Raw genomic sequence first — 17,918 nt, 5'->3', positions numbered from 1 at the left:
TCGAATCGTGCGTGTGGTTCGGGTTGTTCCGCTCCCCGGTCATGCCGCCGCACCGATCACTCGGCCGCGTCTGGCGCTCCGCGCCTCCTTGACCCCGCCCAGGGTCGCGGCGGTCACCGGGACCAGGACCAGCACTACGGCAGCGCCCAGACAGAAGTAGTCCCAGAAGCCGAAGCCGAGGGCCGACCTGTCTCCGAGGAAGGGTCGGTAGTGCCCCTCCGGATCGATCACCGCTCGGGTCGTCGTGCCGACCATGGACTCCTGCGTGCACGACTTGTCGTTTCCGATGGTCTGCCGGACCGAGCCGTCGGGCAGTCTGACCCGGCAGTAGAGAGTGGACTCCCCGTGCGACTCCGAGCGCTCGGGCTTCGCGTACGTGACCCTGGCCTCCTGCCCGCGCAGGTGCAGGTACCACTGGTCCACCTGCCCGGAACCGACCCAGATCAGGGCGACGTACGAGACTCCGACGAGGACGTACGCGACGATCTCCGCGCGCGACGAGCACGCTCTGCGCCCGGCCCACGCCACGGCCGGTACGCATGCCACGCCCACGAACAGCGCGAATCCGCCGATCAGGTAGGTGGACGAGAGGCAGAGGGCCACACTCGCCACGGCGATGAGAAGCAGCCGCGTCCACCGCCACACGGGACCATCGCGGTCCGGCTCCCGCCTGTCGATGGAAGGGGTGAACTCGGAGATGATGTGCCGCACCCGTCGCATCCCGTTCGGCTCGGCGGCGATCCGGCGCAGCTCCGGCAGGCCGAGGCCGCTCTGCTCGAGCGTGCGCCGCGTGCTGCTCGGCAGCTGTGCGAACAAGTCGTCCGCGGTGTGCGGGTCGGTCACGCCACCGCCCTGAGCGCGCGTTCGCGGTCGCGTCGGCCCACGGCGACGGCGGTCACCGGGGTCAGGAGGAGAACCACCGCGGCACCCAGGCAGACGTATCCCTCGACGGTGCCGCCGATGTCCGACTTCGTGCCGAGGGAGGGGTCGTAGTGGCCCGACGGGTCGACGACAGCCGTGGTCTTCTGGCCCACTCGGTCGGCGCAGTTGCCCTTGTTGGAGATCACCTCGTGGACGGAACCGTCGTCCAGGCGGACCCTGCAGTACGTCTGGCGGGTGCCGTGGGTCCACTGGTGGGTCGGGGAGGCGAGGGTGACCGTCTGTTGCTCGCCGCGGAGTTGCAGGTACCAGGCATTGGCGAAGGACGTCCCGATCAGGACGATGACGAAGTAGGCCGCCACCGTGACGAAACGCGCGGCGGGGACTCCACGGGTGTCCGGGGTCTTGAAGGCCAGCCAGATCACCAGCACACCGAGCACCACACCCACGAACCCCGCCGTTTTGCCGATGAACAGGCCGAGGAGCAGGCAGACGACGATCGAGGCGACGGCCACCAGGACCAGCCGGGCCCATGGCCACACCAACGACCCCCTGCCGTCACTCATCCGCGCGGGCCGGGGGTCGGTGGAGAACTCGGAGAGGATGCGCCGCACCCGCTGCATGCCGTCCGGCCCGGCGGCGATACGCCGCAGCTCCGGAAGGCCCATGCCGACCTCTTCCAGCGCCCGCTGCCATTTCTCCGGCAGTTCCGCGAACAGTTCGTCGACGGACCGCTCATCCTTGCCAGCCACGTGATCCTTGCTCTCTCCGCTCCGGGGTACCGGGCGGCCGACTTCCGTCAGCCGCTGGTGCTCCAGTGCCAGTTGTAGAACGGTGTTCCGCCGGCGCCGATCACCGGAAGCTCCTTCGCTCCCTGGAACCAGTTCGGCCCGGTGAGGAAGGGCTCGCCAGAGTGCGTATGGGACAGGTTCGCCCAGCCGGCCAGGAGGGGTGCCGCCTGACTGCCGTAGTAGAGGGCCTTGGCCTGACCCGCCATGGTCTTGAACGAGGAGTCCGCGATCTCCGACATCTTCGGTGCCGACTCGGCGAAGGCCCTGGCCGCCGCGTGCACTTCCCGGGCGTCGCGGATGTCGTTGATGTATCCCTTGACGTTGAACGTCTCCTTGACCACCGAGCGCATCCGCGGCAGGAGCTTGGCGGGCCCTTCGGACAGCGCCTTGCCGATCTCGCCGGGCTTGACGCCGTTGAGCGTCTCGGCGAGGTCGCGGGCCATGGTCGGGTTCAGCCCGATCTCCCGGGCCAGTTGGAAGTCCTTTACGGCGGAGGAGGCGCGGGCCGCCATGGCCGCCTCCTTGGCCGTCGTCCCCAGGATCCGCCCCGCGCCGAAGGACAGCACACCGATCACGTCGATGGCGACGTCCAGCCAGGTGCCCTTGCCGTCCAGCGCCGAGATCGTGTCGCAGACCAGCGCGACGACCGAGGCGACGAGCGCCAGCGCGCCGAGCACCTCACCCAGGATGGGCACCCAGCTGAGGGCGAGGGCCAGCACGCCGAGGACGGCCGCGGCCACCCCCGCCCAGTGCCCGACCTCCGCGACCCAGTCCTTCCAGTGGTCCCACCAGTGGGACTTGGGATCCTTCAGCCCGTCGTTGGCGACGGCGTCCCGGATGGCCTTCGCCGCATACCCGGCCTGCGTGTCCCGGTACTCCAACGCCCGCCGCAGATCCCTCTTCGCGGCCTCCAACTCCGTGTCCGCGGCGTCCTTCTGCCGCTTCAGCTTCTGCTTGTCGGGGTGCTCGTCGGGCCCGGGATGCTGGTCGAGCTGCTGCTGGTACCGGCTGCCGTCCGCGTCCGCGGCCTGCGCCTTCTGGAGCGCCGTACGCACCAGATTCTGCGCGTGGTTGAGGGCGGTGGCCCAGTTCTCGCGGGCCTGGTCGGCGATGGGCTCGTAGGCGACGGCGGAGCCGAGGGCACCGGCGGCGGCCGCGTACCGCTGGTGCGTCTTCGTCAGCAGCCCGACGGTGTCGTGGGTCTTCTCCTGGAACGCCCGCCCGGCATCCGAGTCCCACCCGTTGCCGTCGACGAGGTTGCTCAGCTTGCCTGCCTGCTCCTCGATGAGCTTGGCGGTGTCGGCGATGCGCTTGCCGAGCAGGGCCACCTCGTACGGGTCCCCCGGCGTGAACGCCTTGTCGTCGTAGCGGGCCGTCTGCCAGTCGATTCCGGCGAAGTCGTCGCCGCTCACTTGGCCCCCGACTGGGCCTTCAGCAGCGCGTCGGCGAGGTGCTGGTCGACCCCGTCGTACGCCTTCGCCGCCGCGCCCGCCGTCTTGCCGAGGAACTCCAGCCCGTCGCAGAGCTGCTTGCGCTTCTTCTTCCAGTCGTCGGCGAAGTCGTCGAGGGCGGAGGTGACTTCACCGGACCCGATCTCGGCGCCGTAGGAGTCGACGAGGTCCTTGGCGTTCTCGAAGCTCGACTTCAGCTTCGCCACCGACCTGCTGATCTCCTTCAACTCCGCCGTGGACACCTTGACGTGATCCGCCACTCCGACCCCCGTACATGTACGTCATATCCGCATACTCGCCCTCAGACGTCCCCCAGGCAGGGGCCGGGCACGGTAACTGTCCTTCGATCACTTTTCGGCCAGCAACCAACGGACTGCAAAGGGAGCGTCGAGAACGGCTTTGCCGAAGCGAAGGGCAGCGGAGGGCGGCGAAGGCACGAGAGGCCCGCCGACTTGATCTTTGGATCGGACTTAGGCGGCGTTTGACCCGCCTTTTCCCCTTCGGCCCTAAGCTCGTTCGGGTTGCCATGGGCACGTCACCGCTGCCGGGGGTCACCCGCGGCCGGACGAGCGCAACGGGGGATGGGAAACGTTGGCGATCAACCTACCGCACTGGCTGGCCGAGGTGATCAACGTCCTCGGCTTCGACTGGCCCGAGATCGACGAGGACCAGCTCCGCGAGGCCGCCCGCCACCTGCGCAAGTACGCGCACGACGCCGAGAGCTCCCACGACCGCAGTCACAAGATCGTGACGGGCGACCTCCAGGAGGTCTACGCGGCCCAGTCCTACACCGCTCTCGCCCAGGCCTGGGCCGGCCAGTCCAGCAAGCACATGAAGGAACTCATCGAGGCCTGCCGCATGCTGGCCACGGCGCTGGACGACGCGGCCATCGGCGTCGAGGCCATGAAGGACAAGTGCATCGTCCAACTCGGGATCGCGGCGGGAGAGTTGGGGCTTGACGTCGCCGCCAGCGCCGTCACGCTCGGCCTGTCCGACCTGGCGGCCGCCGCCGAGGTCGAGGTCCAACAGCGCCTGATGAACGGCATCATGCAGAACTTCGAACGCGAGGTCGTCTCCCTCCTCGTCGGCAAGATCACCGGGCCGATCAAGGAGAAGATCGACCACTCCGTCGAGAAGCTGCTGTTCGCCGAGATCGCCCAGGAGGCGCTCGGCGCCCCGCCGGCGGCCCGGATGAAGCTCGACTACGACGCCATCCTCGGCCACGCGAACACGATCAAGGGCGAGTCGAAGGCGAACCTCGACGGCGGCCGCACCCTCCGGCACAACACCGGACACCTCACCTTCAAGACGGGATGACGCTGCAGGCGTGAGCGAGATAGTCAACAAGCTCGTCAAACCGGTGGTCGAGATCATCGATCACATCGGCGAACACATCCCCAAGGCGCTCGCCAAGGGCCACCACCGTGTCGCCGACCACCTCCACACCGTCGTGAAGGAGGCCCGCAAGACCGACGAGCGCCTCGCGCAGGAGGCCGGTCACCTCCCCAAGGGGCACGGATCGCACGCCGGTCACGGCCACCCGGGGACGGACGCGGCCGCGGCGGCCGCCGCCGGCAAGCCCCTCGACCGGTTCCGCTCCCTCTGGTCCCGCACCTTCGGCTCCCGTCACTGCAAGAACGACCCCGTGGACGTGGCCACCGGCGAGATGGTCCTGCCGGTCACCGACGTGTCCCTCCCCGGCGCCCTCCCCCTCACGCTGACCCGCACCCACCTGTCCAGCTACCGGCGCGGCGTCCTCTTCGGCCCCTCCTGGGCCTCGCTCCTCGACCAGCGCCTCGAACTCGACGCGGACGGCGTGGAGTTCGTCTCCTCGGACGGCATGCTGCTCGCCTATCCGGCGCCCACCGCCGAGGGCCCCACCTACCCCGTGACCGGCCCCCGCCTCCCCCTCACCTGGAGCGGCGAGCCCAACACCCCGATGCTCATCGGCAATTCCGGCACGATCCTCACCTTCGACCAGGCCCGCCCGCACCCCGAGCGTGCCGGGGCGATCGTGCTGCGCCTGGTCCGCATCGAGGACCGCAACAGCCGCGCGATCACCGTCGAGTACGACGACGAACGCGCCCTCCCCTCCCTCATCACCCACCACGGCGGCTACCGCATAGCCGTCGACCACCACCCCACCCTCCCTCGCATCACCGGCTACCGCCTCCTCGACACCGAGGGCCCCGGCACCAAGACCCTCCTCGCCCGTTACGGCTACGACGACCACGGCGACCTCACCGAGGTGGTCAACTCCTCCGGCGTCCCGCTCCGGCACACCTACGACGCCGAACACCGCATGACGTCCTGGACGGACCGCAACGGCAACCGCTTCGCCTACGAGTACGACGCGGCCGGCCGCGTGATCCGCACCGGCGCCGACAACGGCCTGATGTCCTCGACCTTCGCCTACTCGGAGGACGGCCGCACCACCCTCTACACCGACTCCCTCGGCCACACCACGACCTGCGTCCACAACGAGGCCTACCGCCTGGTCCAGGAGACGGACCCGCTCGGCAACACCACGTACCAGGAGTGGGACGCCGCCAACCAGCACCTCGTCGCCGTCACCGACCCCCTCGGCCACACCACCCGCTACACCTACGACGCCCACGGCAGCGTCGCGTCCGTCGAGGACCCGACCGGCGCGGTCACCGGCGTCACGTACAACTCCCTCGGTCTGCCGGTCGAGTTGACCGAGGCCTCGGGCGCCGTCTGGCGCAGCGAGTACGACGAGCGCGGCAACCTCCTCGCGACCGTGGACCCGCTGGGCGCCCGGACGTCGTACACCTACGACGCGCACGGCGACCTCGAGACGGTGACCACCCCGCTCGGCGCGGTCCAGCACTGCGCGACGGACGCGGCCGGTCTGCTGGTGTCGGTGACCGATGCCCGCGGGGCCACCACGACCGCCGTACGCGACGCCTTCGGCCGCATCGCCGAGGCCACGGACGCCCTGGGCAACACCATCCACGTCGGCTGGACGGTGGAGGGCCTGGTGTCGTGGCTGGAGCGCTCCGACGGGCGGCGCGAGTCCTGGGAGTTCGACGCCGAGTGCCACCCGGTCGCCCACACGGATCCGGGCGGCCGCAGGGTCGCGCAGTCCCCGGGTCAGTTCGACCTGCTGACCGGCACAACGGACGCGGAGGGCGCGTCGTACGCCTTCGAGCACGACACGGAACGCCGCCTGGTGCGGGTGGTGAACCCGGCGGGCGACGCATGGACGTACACCTACGACCCGGCGGGCCGGCTCCTGGAGGAGACGGACTTCGACGGCCGCACGATCCGCTACACGTACGACGCGGCGGGCCGGATCGTCTCCCGCGTCAACACGGCCGGCGACACCCTGACCTTCACCCGGGACGCCCTGGGCCGCCTCACCTCGTCGACCGCGGACGACGAGGTCACGACGTACGAGTACGACATCGCGGGAAACCTGGTCCGCGCCCGCAACGACACGTCCGAGCTGCGGCGCGCGTACGACCCGGTGGGCCGCCTGCTGTCGGAGACGGTGGACGGGCGCACGGTGCGGGTGGAGTACGACGCGATGGGGCACCCGGTGCGCCGTACCACGCCCGCCGGCACGGTCTCGGCCTTCTCCTACGACGAGACGGGCCTGCCCACCGCCTTCGACATGGCCGGCCACCGCATCGCGTTCGGCTTCGACGCCCTGGGCCGGGAGACGAGCAGAGAACTGGGCCGGGGCCTGCGCCTGCACCAGACCTGGGACGGCACGAACCGCCTCACCGCACAGCACCTGACCCGGGAGGGAACCGAACAGCCCCTGCAGTTCCGCGGCTACACCTACCGGGCCGACGACTTCCTCACGGAGATCGACGACCTGACCGCGGGCGCACGCCGTCTGAACCTCACCGCCTCGGGGCGCGTAGCCGCCGTCACGGCCCGCGACTGGAGCGAGCGGTACGCCTACGACGCCCTCGGCAACCTCACGCACGCCGAGACCCCGCTCACCGAGACCCCGGACGACGCTGCCCGCACCTTCACCGGCACGGTCCTCACCCGCTCCGGCCGCACCCGCTACCGCTACGACGCCCACGGCCGGGTGATCCGCGCGACCACCCGCCTGCTCTCCGGCGGCCGCCGCGTCCACCACTACCGCTGGAACGCCCAGGACCAACTCACGGAGACGATCACCCCGGACGGAACGGTCTGGCGCTACACCTACGACCCGGCGGGCCGCCGTGTCGCCAAGCACCGGCTCGACGCGTCGGGCGAGGTGGTGCAGCGGCTCACCTTCACCTGGTTCAACACGACGCTCGCGGAACAGACGGACGGGACCGGCCGCTCGGTCACCTTCGAGTACCTGCCCGAGACCTGCGTGCCCCTGGCCCAGCTCACCGCCGGCACCGACTTCCACGCGGTCCTCACCGACCCGGTGGGCACTGCGACGGAACTGGTCTCCCCCGACGGCGCCATCGCCTGGCAGCACCGTACGACCCTCTGGGGCGAGCCCCTACCCGGCGGCCCCACCGCCACGGCCGACTGCCCGCTCCGCTTCCCGGGCCAGTACGCGGACCCGGAGACGGGCTGGCACTACAACTTCTTCCGCCACTACGACCCGTCGACGGCGCGCTACACGACCCCGGACCCCCTGGGTCTGGAACCGGCGCCGAACCCGAGCGCTTATGTACCGAATCCGACGGCCCAGGCAGATCCGCTCGGGCTCGGGACCCAGTACCGCAAGCTTCCGGGGTGGACCGACGACGGCAACCCCGTCGACCCCACGTGGGGCGGGCGCGTCACCCACACCACGGGCCACAAGGGGCGGCCCGAAGGCGTCGTCGCGGAGATCCACCAGGACATGCTCGGGCAGATCACGGGACCGCAACTCGCCGGCAGCAGGATTCCGGGCTGGCAGGACGGGATCGGACTGGAACGCACCCACCTGCTCGCCGCGTCACTCGGCGGCTCCAACAAGGACGTCGAGAACTTCATGGCCGTACATGCCCGCGCGAACGCGCCCGTCATGTACTTCTACGAACGCCAGGTGGCCAAGGCGGTCCAGGACGGCCACGTCGTCACGTACAAGGTGACGCCGCTCTACCACAAGCCGACCGACACCAGACCGCACAGCATCGCCATCGAGGCGACCAGCGAGAAGGGGTTCAAGTTCACGCCCTACCATGCGGACGCGAAGACCAGACGGGCGCTGCGAAAGGACCCGGACAAACACACCAACCGCATCGTCATTCCCAACGCAGCCGACAGCTGCATATAGCAAAGACTCGGAACCCTCGAAGTACTCGAAGTACTGGAAGTATCGGACAGCGGAGAAGAATGAACGCGACGCTTGAACGTCTCATCCGACTTGCGCCACCCCCGCCCCAACCGCCATCCGCCGACTGGGCACCGGTCGAGGCCGCCCTGCACCGCGAACTCCCGGCCGACTACAAGGCTCTCGTCGGCGCCTACGGATCCGGGTCCTTCTGCGGCTACATCGAACTGCTCGTGCCGGCCGACGTACGCAAGGCCTACGACATCGTCTCGTTCAACGACGGACGCAGCGATTTCGCGGCGGAGATCTGGGAGGAGGAAGACGAACAGCCGGAGGAGTTCAGCGCCGACCTCGGCTATGAACTGATCGCCTGGGCAAAGACGATCGACGGCGACACCCTCAACTGGCTGGCCCACCCCGACCAGCCCCCCACCGCCTGGCGCACCCTGCTCGTCTCGCGCGACATCGCCGAGGCCTGGGAACACCACGACGCGCCGGCCACGGCGGTCCTCCTGGGGCTCCTCACGGGAGACATCGAGTCCGACATCATCACCCCGGACATCGACGAACCGAGCTTCACGAGCTACCCGGCGGATGGGGGCTGAGGGGGCCCGGCTCACCCTTCAGTCGCGTCGCGTGTGGGAAAGGTACCCCTTGGCCGACTTGATGGAAATCGCCCCTCCCCCGGCCGCCGTCGAACATCCGGACTGGCCCCGGACCGAACAGGCTCTGGGCTCGCCGCTCCCCTCGACGTACAAACTGCTCGTGGAGCGCTACGGCTGCGGAAGGTTCGGCAACCACATCCGCCTGTTCACCCCTCGACGAGGCGTCGAGGACTTCGGCATCGTCACCAACAACGAGGAATTCACAGGCGCCATGGAGGACCTGTGGGACGGCGAGCCGGATGCTCCCGAGGAAATCTTCGAGGGGTCCGAGAACGAACTCGTCATCTGGGCCGACACCGACGACGGTGATCATCTGACCTGGCTCGTGCGGCCGGACCAGGATCCCGAAACCTGGCCCGTCATGGCGATCACTTCGGACGCACTCCGCTGGGAACACCACCAGATGTCCTGCATCGACTTCATGTACGGAATTCTGACGGGGCACCTCGAATCGAACGTGGTCCGGTTGCCCGACAATTCGGTACCTGAGTTCAGGTCTCTCGACCTGTGACGGAGGGCAGACGTGGAGGCCCTGGTCCAGGACTGCGGGGGAAGTCGAAGATGCGCGAGACCGACGAAATCCTGAGAGCGCACCGAGCAAGGAAGCTGTGCGAGGCCGAGCACCCGCCAGCCGGTGAGCACGACGTCTACGGTAGGGAGGAGGAGGCCCGATGAGCAGCGGATACCACACCAGCTGGAAGGTCCCGGCCAAGCACCGCGAGGACCCTGCGTACCGTGCTGCGGGCCGCCGCATGGACTTCGCCCAGGCAGTCCACGACCGCCGGTCTGCCCTCGGCTGGAGCATCGCGGAACTGGCCCGCCGCGCCGGCCTGTCCGAAGAGGACATCGAGGCCATCGAGGAGAGCGGCGTGGACCCGACGTTGGAACTGATCGAGCACCTGGCCACCGCCTTGGAAGCCGGCGCCCACATCGACCCGCGCACCAGCCCTGAGTTCCGTTTCGAGGGTCACGCCGCCTGAGTCGGCGGGGACGCCGACTCAGGCGAGCGACCAGCCTCTGCTTCTTTCCAGCGCGTTTGCCCGAAAGCTCGGCACCGCCCCGCGCGTCCTGTTCGTTCAGCCACTCAGCCCGCTGGGGCCGCCGGGGACTCCGCGTGCCGAAAGCCCGGCAGGGTCAGGGACAGCACGGCCGCGACGGCGGTCGTGGCGGCGAAGGCGCCTACCGCCCAGGCGCCGGACGCGTGCTGGATGATCAGGCCGGCGATCAGTGGTGCCAGCGTGGCGAGAGCGGTGGCCGCCATCACCACGGTGCTGATGACCCGGCCACGCATGTCCTCCGGCGCGCTGCGAAGCACCACGGCAATCAGCGCGGCGTTCGCGGCCGGCGCGAGCAGCAGCGCCAGGGCGACCGGCGCCGCCAGCAGGGGTGACGGGATGAGCAGGGCCGCAACCCCGAAGAGCAGGGCCCCTGCGAGGGCGATCGTGGTGACCAGGGTTGCGAGGCGCATGCGCCGTTGCAGGCGGGGTGCGACCACGGCGCCGAGCAGCCCGCCGCCCGCGATGGCTGCCTGCACCAGGCCGATCACCGCGGTGGAGGTCCCGTGCTGTCGCATCGCGACGGTGACGCTGAAGATCACGCCGGTGAAGGCGAAGTTCAGCAGAGGTGTCTGGATCACCGCCGCGCGCAGAATCGGCACCCGCCAGACGACCCGCAGCCCATCGGTCACCTCGCGCCACAACGCCTTGCGCTCACCCGCGTTCTCCGGTCGGAACCGCCCCCGGATCCGGCTCACCGTGCAGAACGAAACCACGTAGGAGACGGCGTCGGCCAGGAACGGGACGGCCCGACCCACCCCGAACAGCACACCACCGAGCGCCGGCCCGGCCAGGCTCGCCCCGTACGTCCGGGCTTCGGTGGCCGCCCACGCCTGCTCGAGCTGCCCGTCCGCCACGATTCCCGGCAGCGCGGCGGCGGCGGACGGGTCGAAGACGGCCCCGGCAGCCCCCTCGACCAGGCTCACGGCCAACACCACCGGCCAGGACGCGAGATCCAGCATGATCAGGGTGCCGAGCAGCGCCAACATGACAGCGCGCACGACGTCACAGATGACCATCGTCAGCCGCCGGTCGAACCGGTCCGACAGCGCCCCGGCGGGCAGTTGCAGGCAGAGCACCGCGATGGCCCGCACCGTACCCACCACACCGGCGAGCACCACGGAGTGGGTCAGGACCAGGATGAGCAGCGGGTAGGCGATCCCGCTGATCTGTGTGCCGGTATCGGACAACAACTGGCCGATCCACAGCATCCGGAAGCCCGTGTTGCGCCGGAGCGGAACCTGTCGTGGCACATCGGCGGCTATCTCGACCCCGGCTCCGCTGGCATCGCTCACCCGCGCCACGATATGCGCCGAGGCCGTCACCCAGGCGTCGACTATTGGACAGAAGCCGAGGGAACGTCGAAGGCTGCGACTCCATGATCGCGTTCACAGACCGCTGACGCGGTGACGCTAGTCCTGGCTGTCGTCCGCCGTGGGATAGGCGACAAAGGTCCCCTTCGCGGGAAGAGTTACGACCAGGCCGCGCTCGCGGAGCTCACGCGTGGCACGACGCGCCGTCAGATGCGCGACCCCGTACTCCGCCGCGAGATCGCGTTCCCCTGGGAGGCGGGCCCCAGGCCGAAGCTCACCCTTGGCAATGCGTCCAGCGATGTGATCGGCCACCTGCATGTAGACGTACGCGATCTTGCGTGGGTCGATTGGCGACTGCCCTGATTCCGCCGTCATATCGAACAACGTACGACAGCACTGAGCGCCCCGTCTCAGTGGAGTGCGGCTAACCGCTATACACCTCCCAGCTGCACCCTGTAGCGTGCTTGTTACCGAAAGACCCCGGCGACGGAGGCAAGCCGTCCCGGGGCATGGCCCACGCTACGAAGGAGCGTCGACATGCTGGACCTTATCGTCCGCACCCTCGCCTGGATGCTGACTCTCTGCACCCCACGCCCACGCGGCCGTCACCGCCTCGGCGCTCTCCCACCGCTACGACTCGCCCCACTCGCACCGCCTCCCCGCTTCACCGAATTCCTGGACGGCAACGCGTCTCGTCTCGTCCGCCCGTACGTCCTGGACCAGGCCGAACATCGCCGCCAACGCGAACGCCGTCGGGCCGCCGGTCTCGCGACGCTCGGCATCGACGTAGGCCCGAAGCGCATCCACGGTGTCCGCGTTCCGGCGGCCACCCGGTGACCCGCCCCGCGACGCGGATGTGCACCCGCTGCGAGCGCATCACGGACGAGCCGGTCCTGGTCCACGAGGTCCACGCCGCCACGGGCCCCGGCTTCAACGTGTACGCGTGCCCGGAGTGCGCCACCCACTACCCGCCCCCACGCGACGCGCTCGAACTCCTGGAATCCGCCCACCGCCGCTCCCGCCTCACCATCCGCGTCTACAAAATCGACGCATGCGGCACCGTGACGGCCGACAGCGGCAAGCTGGAGGTCGTCGCCGGCGGCCGCGCCGAACCAGTGCCGCGCACGTCGGCGTACCCGCCCTGCGCCTGCGCGAGGTGCGGCGGGCCGCGATAGCGAAACGGAACTCCCACCAACGGCGGCTCCGGAGACCTCACTTCCACAGGTCCGGAGCCGCCGCCCGTTGGAGCACGATCAGGACACGGCAGACACCCCAGCCCGACCGTTACGCCCCCAATTACCCAAGTTCGCAGGGAAGTTCGCTCTGGCGAAACCAGGAACCCCACCGATACCGTTTGTGCCCTTGACGTACTTCAGTCTCACGGGGAGTCCACCACAGTGAAGCGCCGCACTTTGCCCGCTGCCGCCGCGCTCACCGCAGCCGCAGCCCTGCTGCTGACGGCCTGCGGGGGCGGGGGCAGTAACTCCAAGGCCAACGACAAGATCGCGGGGGCTGACACCGGGAGCCCGACGGCGGCTTCGCCGAGTGGGCCAGCCTCCACCGTGCCAGGCCGTCCGCAGATCAAGCTGCCCTCGGACGTAAGGGACAAGTACGAGGACTGGAAGACCGGCGATACGACCGAGGACACGGTTCTGGCCGACACTGCCCGACGCATCGACGCGACGAACGACGCCATCCTGCGCGGCGACGCGGGGGCGCCCGGCCTCCCGTTCTACTACCGGGACAAGGCATTGACCGATGCGGTGGCCTGGGTGCAGGCATATGTGAAGGCCAATCTCTCCTTCACCGGCACGACCCGTTACTACGCGCCGAAGGTGACGCTCAGCGGCAGTAGCACGGCCTCCGTCGCCTACTGCTCCGACGAGAGCAGGGGTTTCAACAAGAACCGCAAGACCAACAAGGTCGACAAGACCCCTTCGGGTGAGAGCCCGTACGTGCTGTACAACACCCGCCTCCAGAAGAGCAAGCAGGGTGTGTGGCAGACCAGCGCTCTGATTTCGAAGCGAGGAGACAAGTCATGCGCCGGGTGACCGGTCGGAGGCGCATCCTGACACTCAGCGTGTTCGTGACCTTGTGTGGACTGGGGCTGCCAGGGACGGCCTCAGCATATGGGCCAGGTCAGGGACAGGGCGCCCAGCAGCCCCCCGATACATCTGGCAACTCGGACGGCAGGGGCAACATCTCCGCAACTGCGGGAGTCGTCGTCTACGACCGCTCCAACAACGGCTCCGGCCAGTCTGTCGGCCCGGTCACCTCCACGACGACCTGGACACCACCGGCGTGCTACTACGCGCCGAAGTACACCCCAGCGCAGCTCAAGGCATATCTGGAGCCGATCTGGGCAGTTGATTCCACCGGTTACGAGTGGGACGCCCAGCAGCGTGACCGCTACGTCAACGGCCACCCGTACAAGGACTTCAACAAGGACAAAACTGGTAAGGGCTACTGGTGGGACTTCTACGTCACGCCGGGCCGCGAAGGAGACCCGGCCGCCCTCGACTGCACCAAGCCCATCTTCTGGGTGGACGCCGACACCAGTCCTCCGGCCGACGTCCCCCAAGCGGTCACCCCGAAGGTCCTCGCCGAACTCGCCTACAACGAGGTCCGCGTCCCCAGCACCAAAGTGACCCTAGCGCCGGCCGGCACGACCAAGGTCAACCTCCCCACTTGGGCCTGGCTTGACGCTGCCGACTTCAAGCCGGTCTCCGTCACCGCCTCCGTGCCGGTCCTGGGGATCTCCGCGACAACGACCGCTGAGCCGGTATCTCTCAAGATCGACCCGGGCACATCAGACGCCGAAACGTACCCAGCCTCCGGCGTCTGCACCATCAAGAAGGGCCAGATCGGGGAGCCGTACGCCAAGGGCAAGGCGGACGAGACCCCGCCATGCGGCGTGAAATACCTCCGTTCTTCCGGGAACGGCTCCTATCCGCTCAAGGCCACCATCACCTGGAAGATCCACTGGACCGGCTCCGGCGGCACCGGCGACGACCTCCCCGACGGCACTTTCGGCGCCACCCAGGCCGTCATCGTGCAGGAGATCCAAGCAGTCAACCGCTGATGAACCATGGGCGCCCCCCGAAGCTCTGGGCTGTTCGCCAGTCGGAGAAAGAACAACGGCCCGGGTTCCCCATGCGGCGAGGTCCCCGGCCTCCACTCGCCTGAGCACCATCCGGAAACATCAAACACTCACACGAGACCAGAAAATCCCAATTGGGCACATTTGCATTGATGTTCGCTCTGGCGAAAGCCAGAGCCTCACCGATAGCGTTTGTGCTCTTGAAGGAACTTCAGACCTACGGGGAGCCAACTGTGAAGCGCCGCGCTGCGCCCTCTGCCGCCGTACTCACCGCGACTGCAACGCTGCTGCTGACAGCCTGCGGAGGCGGAAAGGACAGCTCCGGAAGCGACGGCAGGATCGTGGGAGCGGACACAACGAGGCCGACGGCGGCCTCACCCAGCGTTTCAGCGTCCGGCAAGGCCGGCAGGCCAAAGATTGTATTGCCTTCCGACCTGACCCTGGTCTTCGTGGATACGAGGACGGGGAATTCCACGAAGGACGCCGTGTTGGCTGACAACGCGGAGCGTATGCGGGCTGTGGATGCCGCTATCACGGGTACGGATCCCCAAGGCCGGGGCATCGCCTTCTACAACACAGGCAAGGCACTTGAGGCCGCACAGTCCTGGGTCGCCGGGTTCGAGCAGGCGGGAGCCACGCTCACGGGCGTGGCTCGCTATTACGACCGCACCGTGACCTTGACGAGCAAGACAGCGGCCACCCTCTCGTTCTGCGCCGACGAGAGCAAGGGTTTCAGCAAAGACAAGAAAACAAACAAGATCGCGAGGACGCCGGTCACCAAGAACAGCTACGTCCTCTACGAAACTAGCCTGGACAAAAACTCGGACGGGGTATGGCAAACGTCCCAGATCATCTCCGCGAGGGGGGCCACCAAATGCCGTACGTAGGAAAGCACTTGGTCGTGCGCTGGAAGAAATCGAGTGGGATATGAGTGACCTGCGTCTCGAAGACACCGTCTTCGAGGATCTGAAGAAGACGTTCTCCTCCATAAGCGACCGCATGGAAGCCACCCGCCGCACGCTCAAGAACACGGACGCCTCGGCCGTCGGCGAGAGCAACCTCGTGGACGACGTCCACGGCTTCGCCGACGACTGGGCCTACGGCATCAAGCAACTCGGCAAGCACACCCAGGGCGCCGTCAAGATGATCAACAAGATCGGGGAGAGCTTCGGCAAACTCGACCTGGACCTGGCCGAATCCCTCAAGGCCCCACAGAAGAAGGGCAAGTGACGTGGCAGGGCAGCGGCCTGCATTCCCCCACATAGGCTGGGACCCCACACCGGGAAACGTGGAGGACACCCGGGACCTTGCCAAACAGATCGGCAAGCTGGCAGGAGAACTCGGCACAGCGCTGGGTGAGTTGGAGCGCATCGAGTGCGGTGCCTGGAAGGGCAAGACTGCCCTCGCGTTCTCCGAGTACATAGGCAAGGACGTCACCCCTCTCATACGCAAGAGCCACGACTCCTTCGACAAGGCCTCCCGCGCACTGCACCGCTGGGCCAACGAACTCCAGGACTTCCAGGACCGGGCCGACAGGCTCGAGAAGACCGCCGGCGAAAAACTCGACGCCAAGTCCAAGGCCCAAGCCAAAGCCGACGGCAAAGGCAGCGACGACCTGGCCAAGGCCTCCAGCGCCGTCGACGGCGTCATCCAGAAAGTCCACGAACTCGAGGACGAGTACCGCCATGCCGCCCGGCAGATAAGCAAGGAACTGGACAAGGCCGGCGACATCGCGCCCGCCGAACCCGGATTCTGGGACAAGCTCGGTCACGGGATTGCGAGCGCCTGGGATGCCACCGGTACCTGGATCGAGGACCACGCCGACTTGATCAAAGAGATCGGCGACATCCTCAGCGACATCACCACGGTTCTCGGCGTACTGGCCATCATTACTCTGCCCTTCGAGCCGCTCGGAGCCATATTCGGTGCCGCGGCAGTACTCACGAGCGGTCTGGCCCTCGTCGCGCACAGCGTTGCGATGGCGGGTGGCGCGGACGTCAGCTGGATGACAATGGGAACGGATGCCCTCGGGCTCCTGCCCGGCATCGGCCTCTTCGGAAAGGGTGCGAAGGTGGCCAGCGAGGCAGCCGCGGGCGCCCGAATCGCAGAATTCGGCAAGGGCTTCGAGGTATCCCGTATCGGGAAGGCCTTCAATGTGATCGCCACCGGCGACATGGCGAAATCCGTCGAGGGCGGTATCGGCCTCCTGGGCAGAAAGATCGTCCTGGGCGGCACCGGCAAGAACCTCGGCCTCCTGAGCCACGAGAGCGGAGCGATGAACCGGCTCGCCGGACTCGCCGAGGCCGGATATCACCAGGGCCAGTGGCTGGGCACCAAGGGAGCCGCCCTTCTGGGTGAAAAGTTCACCGTCGATCCGTTGAGCAAACTGGGCAGAGGCATCGACGTCGCGGGCAAGGTCCTTCCCAAGGGAATCAGCATCGGCCTGCACAGCGGCGACTCGACCAATCCGGGGGACAGTCTTCATCAGTCCGCAACCGCACATTGAGGCGCGAACATGACGACATGGCAGCCTGACCCTGACGAGACCCTGCTTGCTCGCTGCGGAGTGAGCTTCGCCACAGGTGTCGCCACTCCCGTAGCCGGCATGCGCTGGTTCCGTGACACCGATCGACGTGACATCCAGGACGAGCTACCTGGCTGGCCCGAGGGCCCCCGATACACCCCGCGTACCAAAACGGAAGGCCGCCTACGCGAAGGAAGAAAATTCGGTGCACGTTTCCTGCTCGTGGCGACCCTCGGCGTGCTGGAATCACTGGCCGGTTCGGGCAGTACGGGTACGGTGGCCAGTCTCGGACAACCGGAGGAGCCGGAGAACGAGGTCGAGGACTTCCCCGTCCTATGGGCCGCACCCGGAACGCTGGCGCGCACCCTCCCCTGGCAGCTCGATCCCGGACGCCGTTCGGACCTCGATCGGACGCACCTTGTGGTAACTGATCGGCGAGCATTGGTCCTTGGCCTTCTCGACGCCAAGGACCTACCTCACGACGAGGTGCTGTGGGAGATCCCTCGGGTCAACATCGCTACGGCACAGCGGATGAAGTTCAGCCAAAGCGCCGTGGATTTCAAGATCGTGTTCACCGACGGATCCTGGAGCCGTCTCGCGGGGTGGAACACGAACTGCCGTGACGACGTCACGCGATTCCTAGCCGACACTCCGGCACTGGTGACCGACGAGGCGCTGACACCAGGACAGCACCAGACAGTCGCGAAATTCCTCAAGCGCCAGGACAGTCCGGGCGACCTCTTGATCACCTGTCGGCCGAGCGGCCATCTCCGTGCCGAATACTTGCGGACCAGCTCGATCGATCCCGACTACGGAATCGGGAGCGACGTCTGTCTGATGGGCGCCGATGGCGAACCCGTCGCATACGAGCAAGGCGACGTCTGACCAGATTGGAACCCGA

At 67.9% G+C, this 17,918-nt stretch carries 19 protein-coding genes; 13 read left to right on the top strand and 6 right to left on the bottom strand.

What is annotated here, in order from left to right; translation table 11 throughout:
* Positions 1-39: 39 nt before the first annotated feature.
* The 4 genes from ACIRVK_RS03165 to ACIRVK_RS03150 are packed head-to-tail and all read right to left on the bottom strand — an operon-like array spanning position 40 to position 3,381.
* Positions 40-843 carry a hypothetical protein gene (locus ACIRVK_RS03165; RefSeq protein WP_404243412.1) on the bottom strand — a complete coding sequence of 268 codons (804 nt, stop codon included), beginning with the start codon at positions 841-843 and terminating at the stop codon, positions 40-42.
* Positions 840-1,631: a hypothetical protein gene (locus ACIRVK_RS03160; protein WP_404243410.1), complete on the bottom strand. Its 792-nt coding sequence runs from the start codon at positions 1,629-1,631 to the stop codon at positions 840-842. Before ACIRVK_RS03160 ends, ACIRVK_RS03165 begins: the two co-directional genes overlap by 4 nt.
* A gap of 47 nt (positions 1,632-1,678) precedes the next feature.
* Positions 1,679-3,082 carry a hypothetical protein gene (locus ACIRVK_RS03155; RefSeq protein WP_404243408.1) on the bottom strand — a complete coding sequence of 468 codons (1,404 nt, stop codon included), beginning with the start codon at positions 3,080-3,082 and terminating at the stop codon, positions 1,679-1,681.
* Positions 3,079-3,381, bottom strand: coding sequence for a type VII secretion target (locus ACIRVK_RS03150; protein ID WP_404243406.1), 303 nt, complete (start codon positions 3,379-3,381; stop codon positions 3,079-3,081). Before ACIRVK_RS03150 ends, ACIRVK_RS03155 begins: the two co-directional genes overlap by 4 nt.
* A gap of 331 nt (positions 3,382-3,712) precedes the next feature.
* On the opposite strand from ACIRVK_RS03150, the gene ACIRVK_RS03145 reads away from it, so the two are divergent.
* The 5 genes from ACIRVK_RS03145 (at position 3,713) to ACIRVK_RS03125 (ending at position 10,005) form a co-directional block, all read left to right on the top strand.
* Positions 3,713-4,438 carry a hypothetical protein gene (locus tag ACIRVK_RS03145; protein WP_404243404.1) on the top strand — a complete coding sequence of 242 codons (726 nt, stop codon included), beginning with the start codon at positions 3,713-3,715 and terminating at the stop codon, positions 4,436-4,438.
* A 10-nt stretch (positions 4,439-4,448) separates the two neighbouring features.
* Positions 4,449-8,363 carry a DUF6531 domain-containing protein gene (locus ACIRVK_RS03140; protein WP_404243402.1) on the top strand — a complete coding sequence of 1,305 codons (3,915 nt, stop codon included), beginning with the start codon at positions 4,449-4,451 and terminating at the stop codon, positions 8,361-8,363.
* A 59-nt stretch (positions 8,364-8,422) separates the two neighbouring features.
* Positions 8,423-8,965: an SMI1/KNR4 family protein gene (locus ACIRVK_RS03135; protein ID WP_404243400.1), complete on the top strand. Its 543-nt coding sequence runs from the start codon at positions 8,423-8,425 to the stop codon at positions 8,963-8,965.
* 49 nt (positions 8,966-9,014) lie between these two features.
* Positions 9,015-9,536 (top strand): SMI1/KNR4 family protein, encoded by a 522-nt coding sequence (locus ACIRVK_RS03130; RefSeq protein ID WP_404243398.1) that lies wholly within the window; start codon positions 9,015-9,017, stop codon positions 9,534-9,536.
* 160 nt (positions 9,537-9,696) lie between these two features.
* On the top strand, positions 9,697-10,005 hold the full coding sequence (locus ACIRVK_RS03125; protein ID WP_404243396.1) for a helix-turn-helix domain-containing protein: 309 nt from the start codon (positions 9,697-9,699) through the stop codon (positions 10,003-10,005).
* A gap of 104 nt (positions 10,006-10,109) precedes the next feature.
* On the opposite strand, the gene ACIRVK_RS03120 is transcribed toward ACIRVK_RS03125, so the two are convergent.
* Both ACIRVK_RS03120 and ACIRVK_RS03115 read right to left on the bottom strand, forming a co-directional pair.
* Positions 10,110-11,375 carry an MFS transporter gene (locus ACIRVK_RS03120; protein ID WP_404243394.1) on the bottom strand — a complete coding sequence of 422 codons (1,266 nt, stop codon included), beginning with the start codon at positions 11,373-11,375 and terminating at the stop codon, positions 10,110-10,112.
* 117 nt (positions 11,376-11,492) lie between these two features.
* Positions 11,493-11,711 (bottom strand): winged helix-turn-helix domain-containing protein, encoded by a 219-nt coding sequence (locus ACIRVK_RS03115; protein WP_404243898.1) that lies wholly within the window; start codon positions 11,709-11,711, stop codon positions 11,493-11,495.
* Positions 11,712-11,930: 219 nt separating this feature from the next.
* Here ACIRVK_RS03115 and ACIRVK_RS03110 point away from each other — a divergent pair, with 219 nt between their 5' ends.
* The 8 genes from ACIRVK_RS03110 to ACIRVK_RS03075 all read left to right on the top strand — a co-directional run bounded on the left by ACIRVK_RS03110 (position 11,931) and on the right by ACIRVK_RS03075 (position 17,902).
* Positions 11,931-12,230 (top strand): hypothetical protein, encoded by a 300-nt coding sequence (locus tag ACIRVK_RS03110; RefSeq protein WP_404243392.1) that lies wholly within the window; start codon positions 11,931-11,933, stop codon positions 12,228-12,230.
* Positions 12,227-12,568, top strand: a complete 342-nt coding sequence (locus ACIRVK_RS03105) for a hypothetical protein (RefSeq protein ID WP_404243390.1) — start codon at positions 12,227-12,229, stop codon at positions 12,566-12,568. Before ACIRVK_RS03110 ends, ACIRVK_RS03105 begins: the two co-directional genes overlap by 4 nt.
* 222 nt (positions 12,569-12,790) lie before the next feature.
* Positions 12,791-13,444 (top strand): hypothetical protein, encoded by a 654-nt coding sequence (locus ACIRVK_RS03100; RefSeq protein ID WP_404243388.1) that lies wholly within the window; start codon positions 12,791-12,793, stop codon positions 13,442-13,444.
* A complete protein-coding gene (locus ACIRVK_RS03095) occupies positions 13,432-14,475 on the top strand; it encodes a hypothetical protein (RefSeq protein WP_404243386.1) in 1,044 nt (347 codons plus the stop codon). Before ACIRVK_RS03100 ends, ACIRVK_RS03095 begins: the two co-directional genes overlap by 13 nt.
* 170 nt (positions 14,476-14,645) lie before the next feature.
* Positions 14,646-15,380, top strand: a complete 735-nt coding sequence (locus tag ACIRVK_RS03090; RefSeq protein WP_404243385.1) for a hypothetical protein — start codon at positions 14,646-14,648, stop codon at positions 15,378-15,380.
* Positions 15,381-15,420: 40 nt separating this feature from the next.
* Positions 15,421-15,723, top strand: coding sequence for a hypothetical protein (locus ACIRVK_RS03085; RefSeq protein WP_404243383.1), 303 nt, complete (start codon positions 15,421-15,423; stop codon positions 15,721-15,723).
* A gap of 58 nt (positions 15,724-15,781) precedes the next feature.
* Positions 15,782-16,999: an enoyl-CoA hydratase/isomerase family protein gene (locus ACIRVK_RS03080; RefSeq protein WP_404243382.1), complete on the top strand. Its 1,218-nt coding sequence runs from the start codon at positions 15,782-15,784 to the stop codon at positions 16,997-16,999.
* A 9-nt stretch (positions 17,000-17,008) separates the two neighbouring features.
* Positions 17,009-17,902, top strand: a complete 894-nt coding sequence (locus ACIRVK_RS03075; RefSeq protein ID WP_404243380.1) for a hypothetical protein — start codon at positions 17,009-17,011, stop codon at positions 17,900-17,902.
* Positions 17,903-17,918 lie beyond the last annotated feature (16 nt).

It is taken from the genome of Streptomyces sp. NPDC101152, assembly GCF_044768275.1.
Taxonomy (GTDB): Bacteria; Actinomycetota; Actinomycetes; order Streptomycetales; family Streptomycetaceae; genus Streptomyces.
The sequence above is the reverse complement of the archived record's forward strand: the minus strand, read 5'-3'. Positions and strand labels throughout refer to the sequence as shown.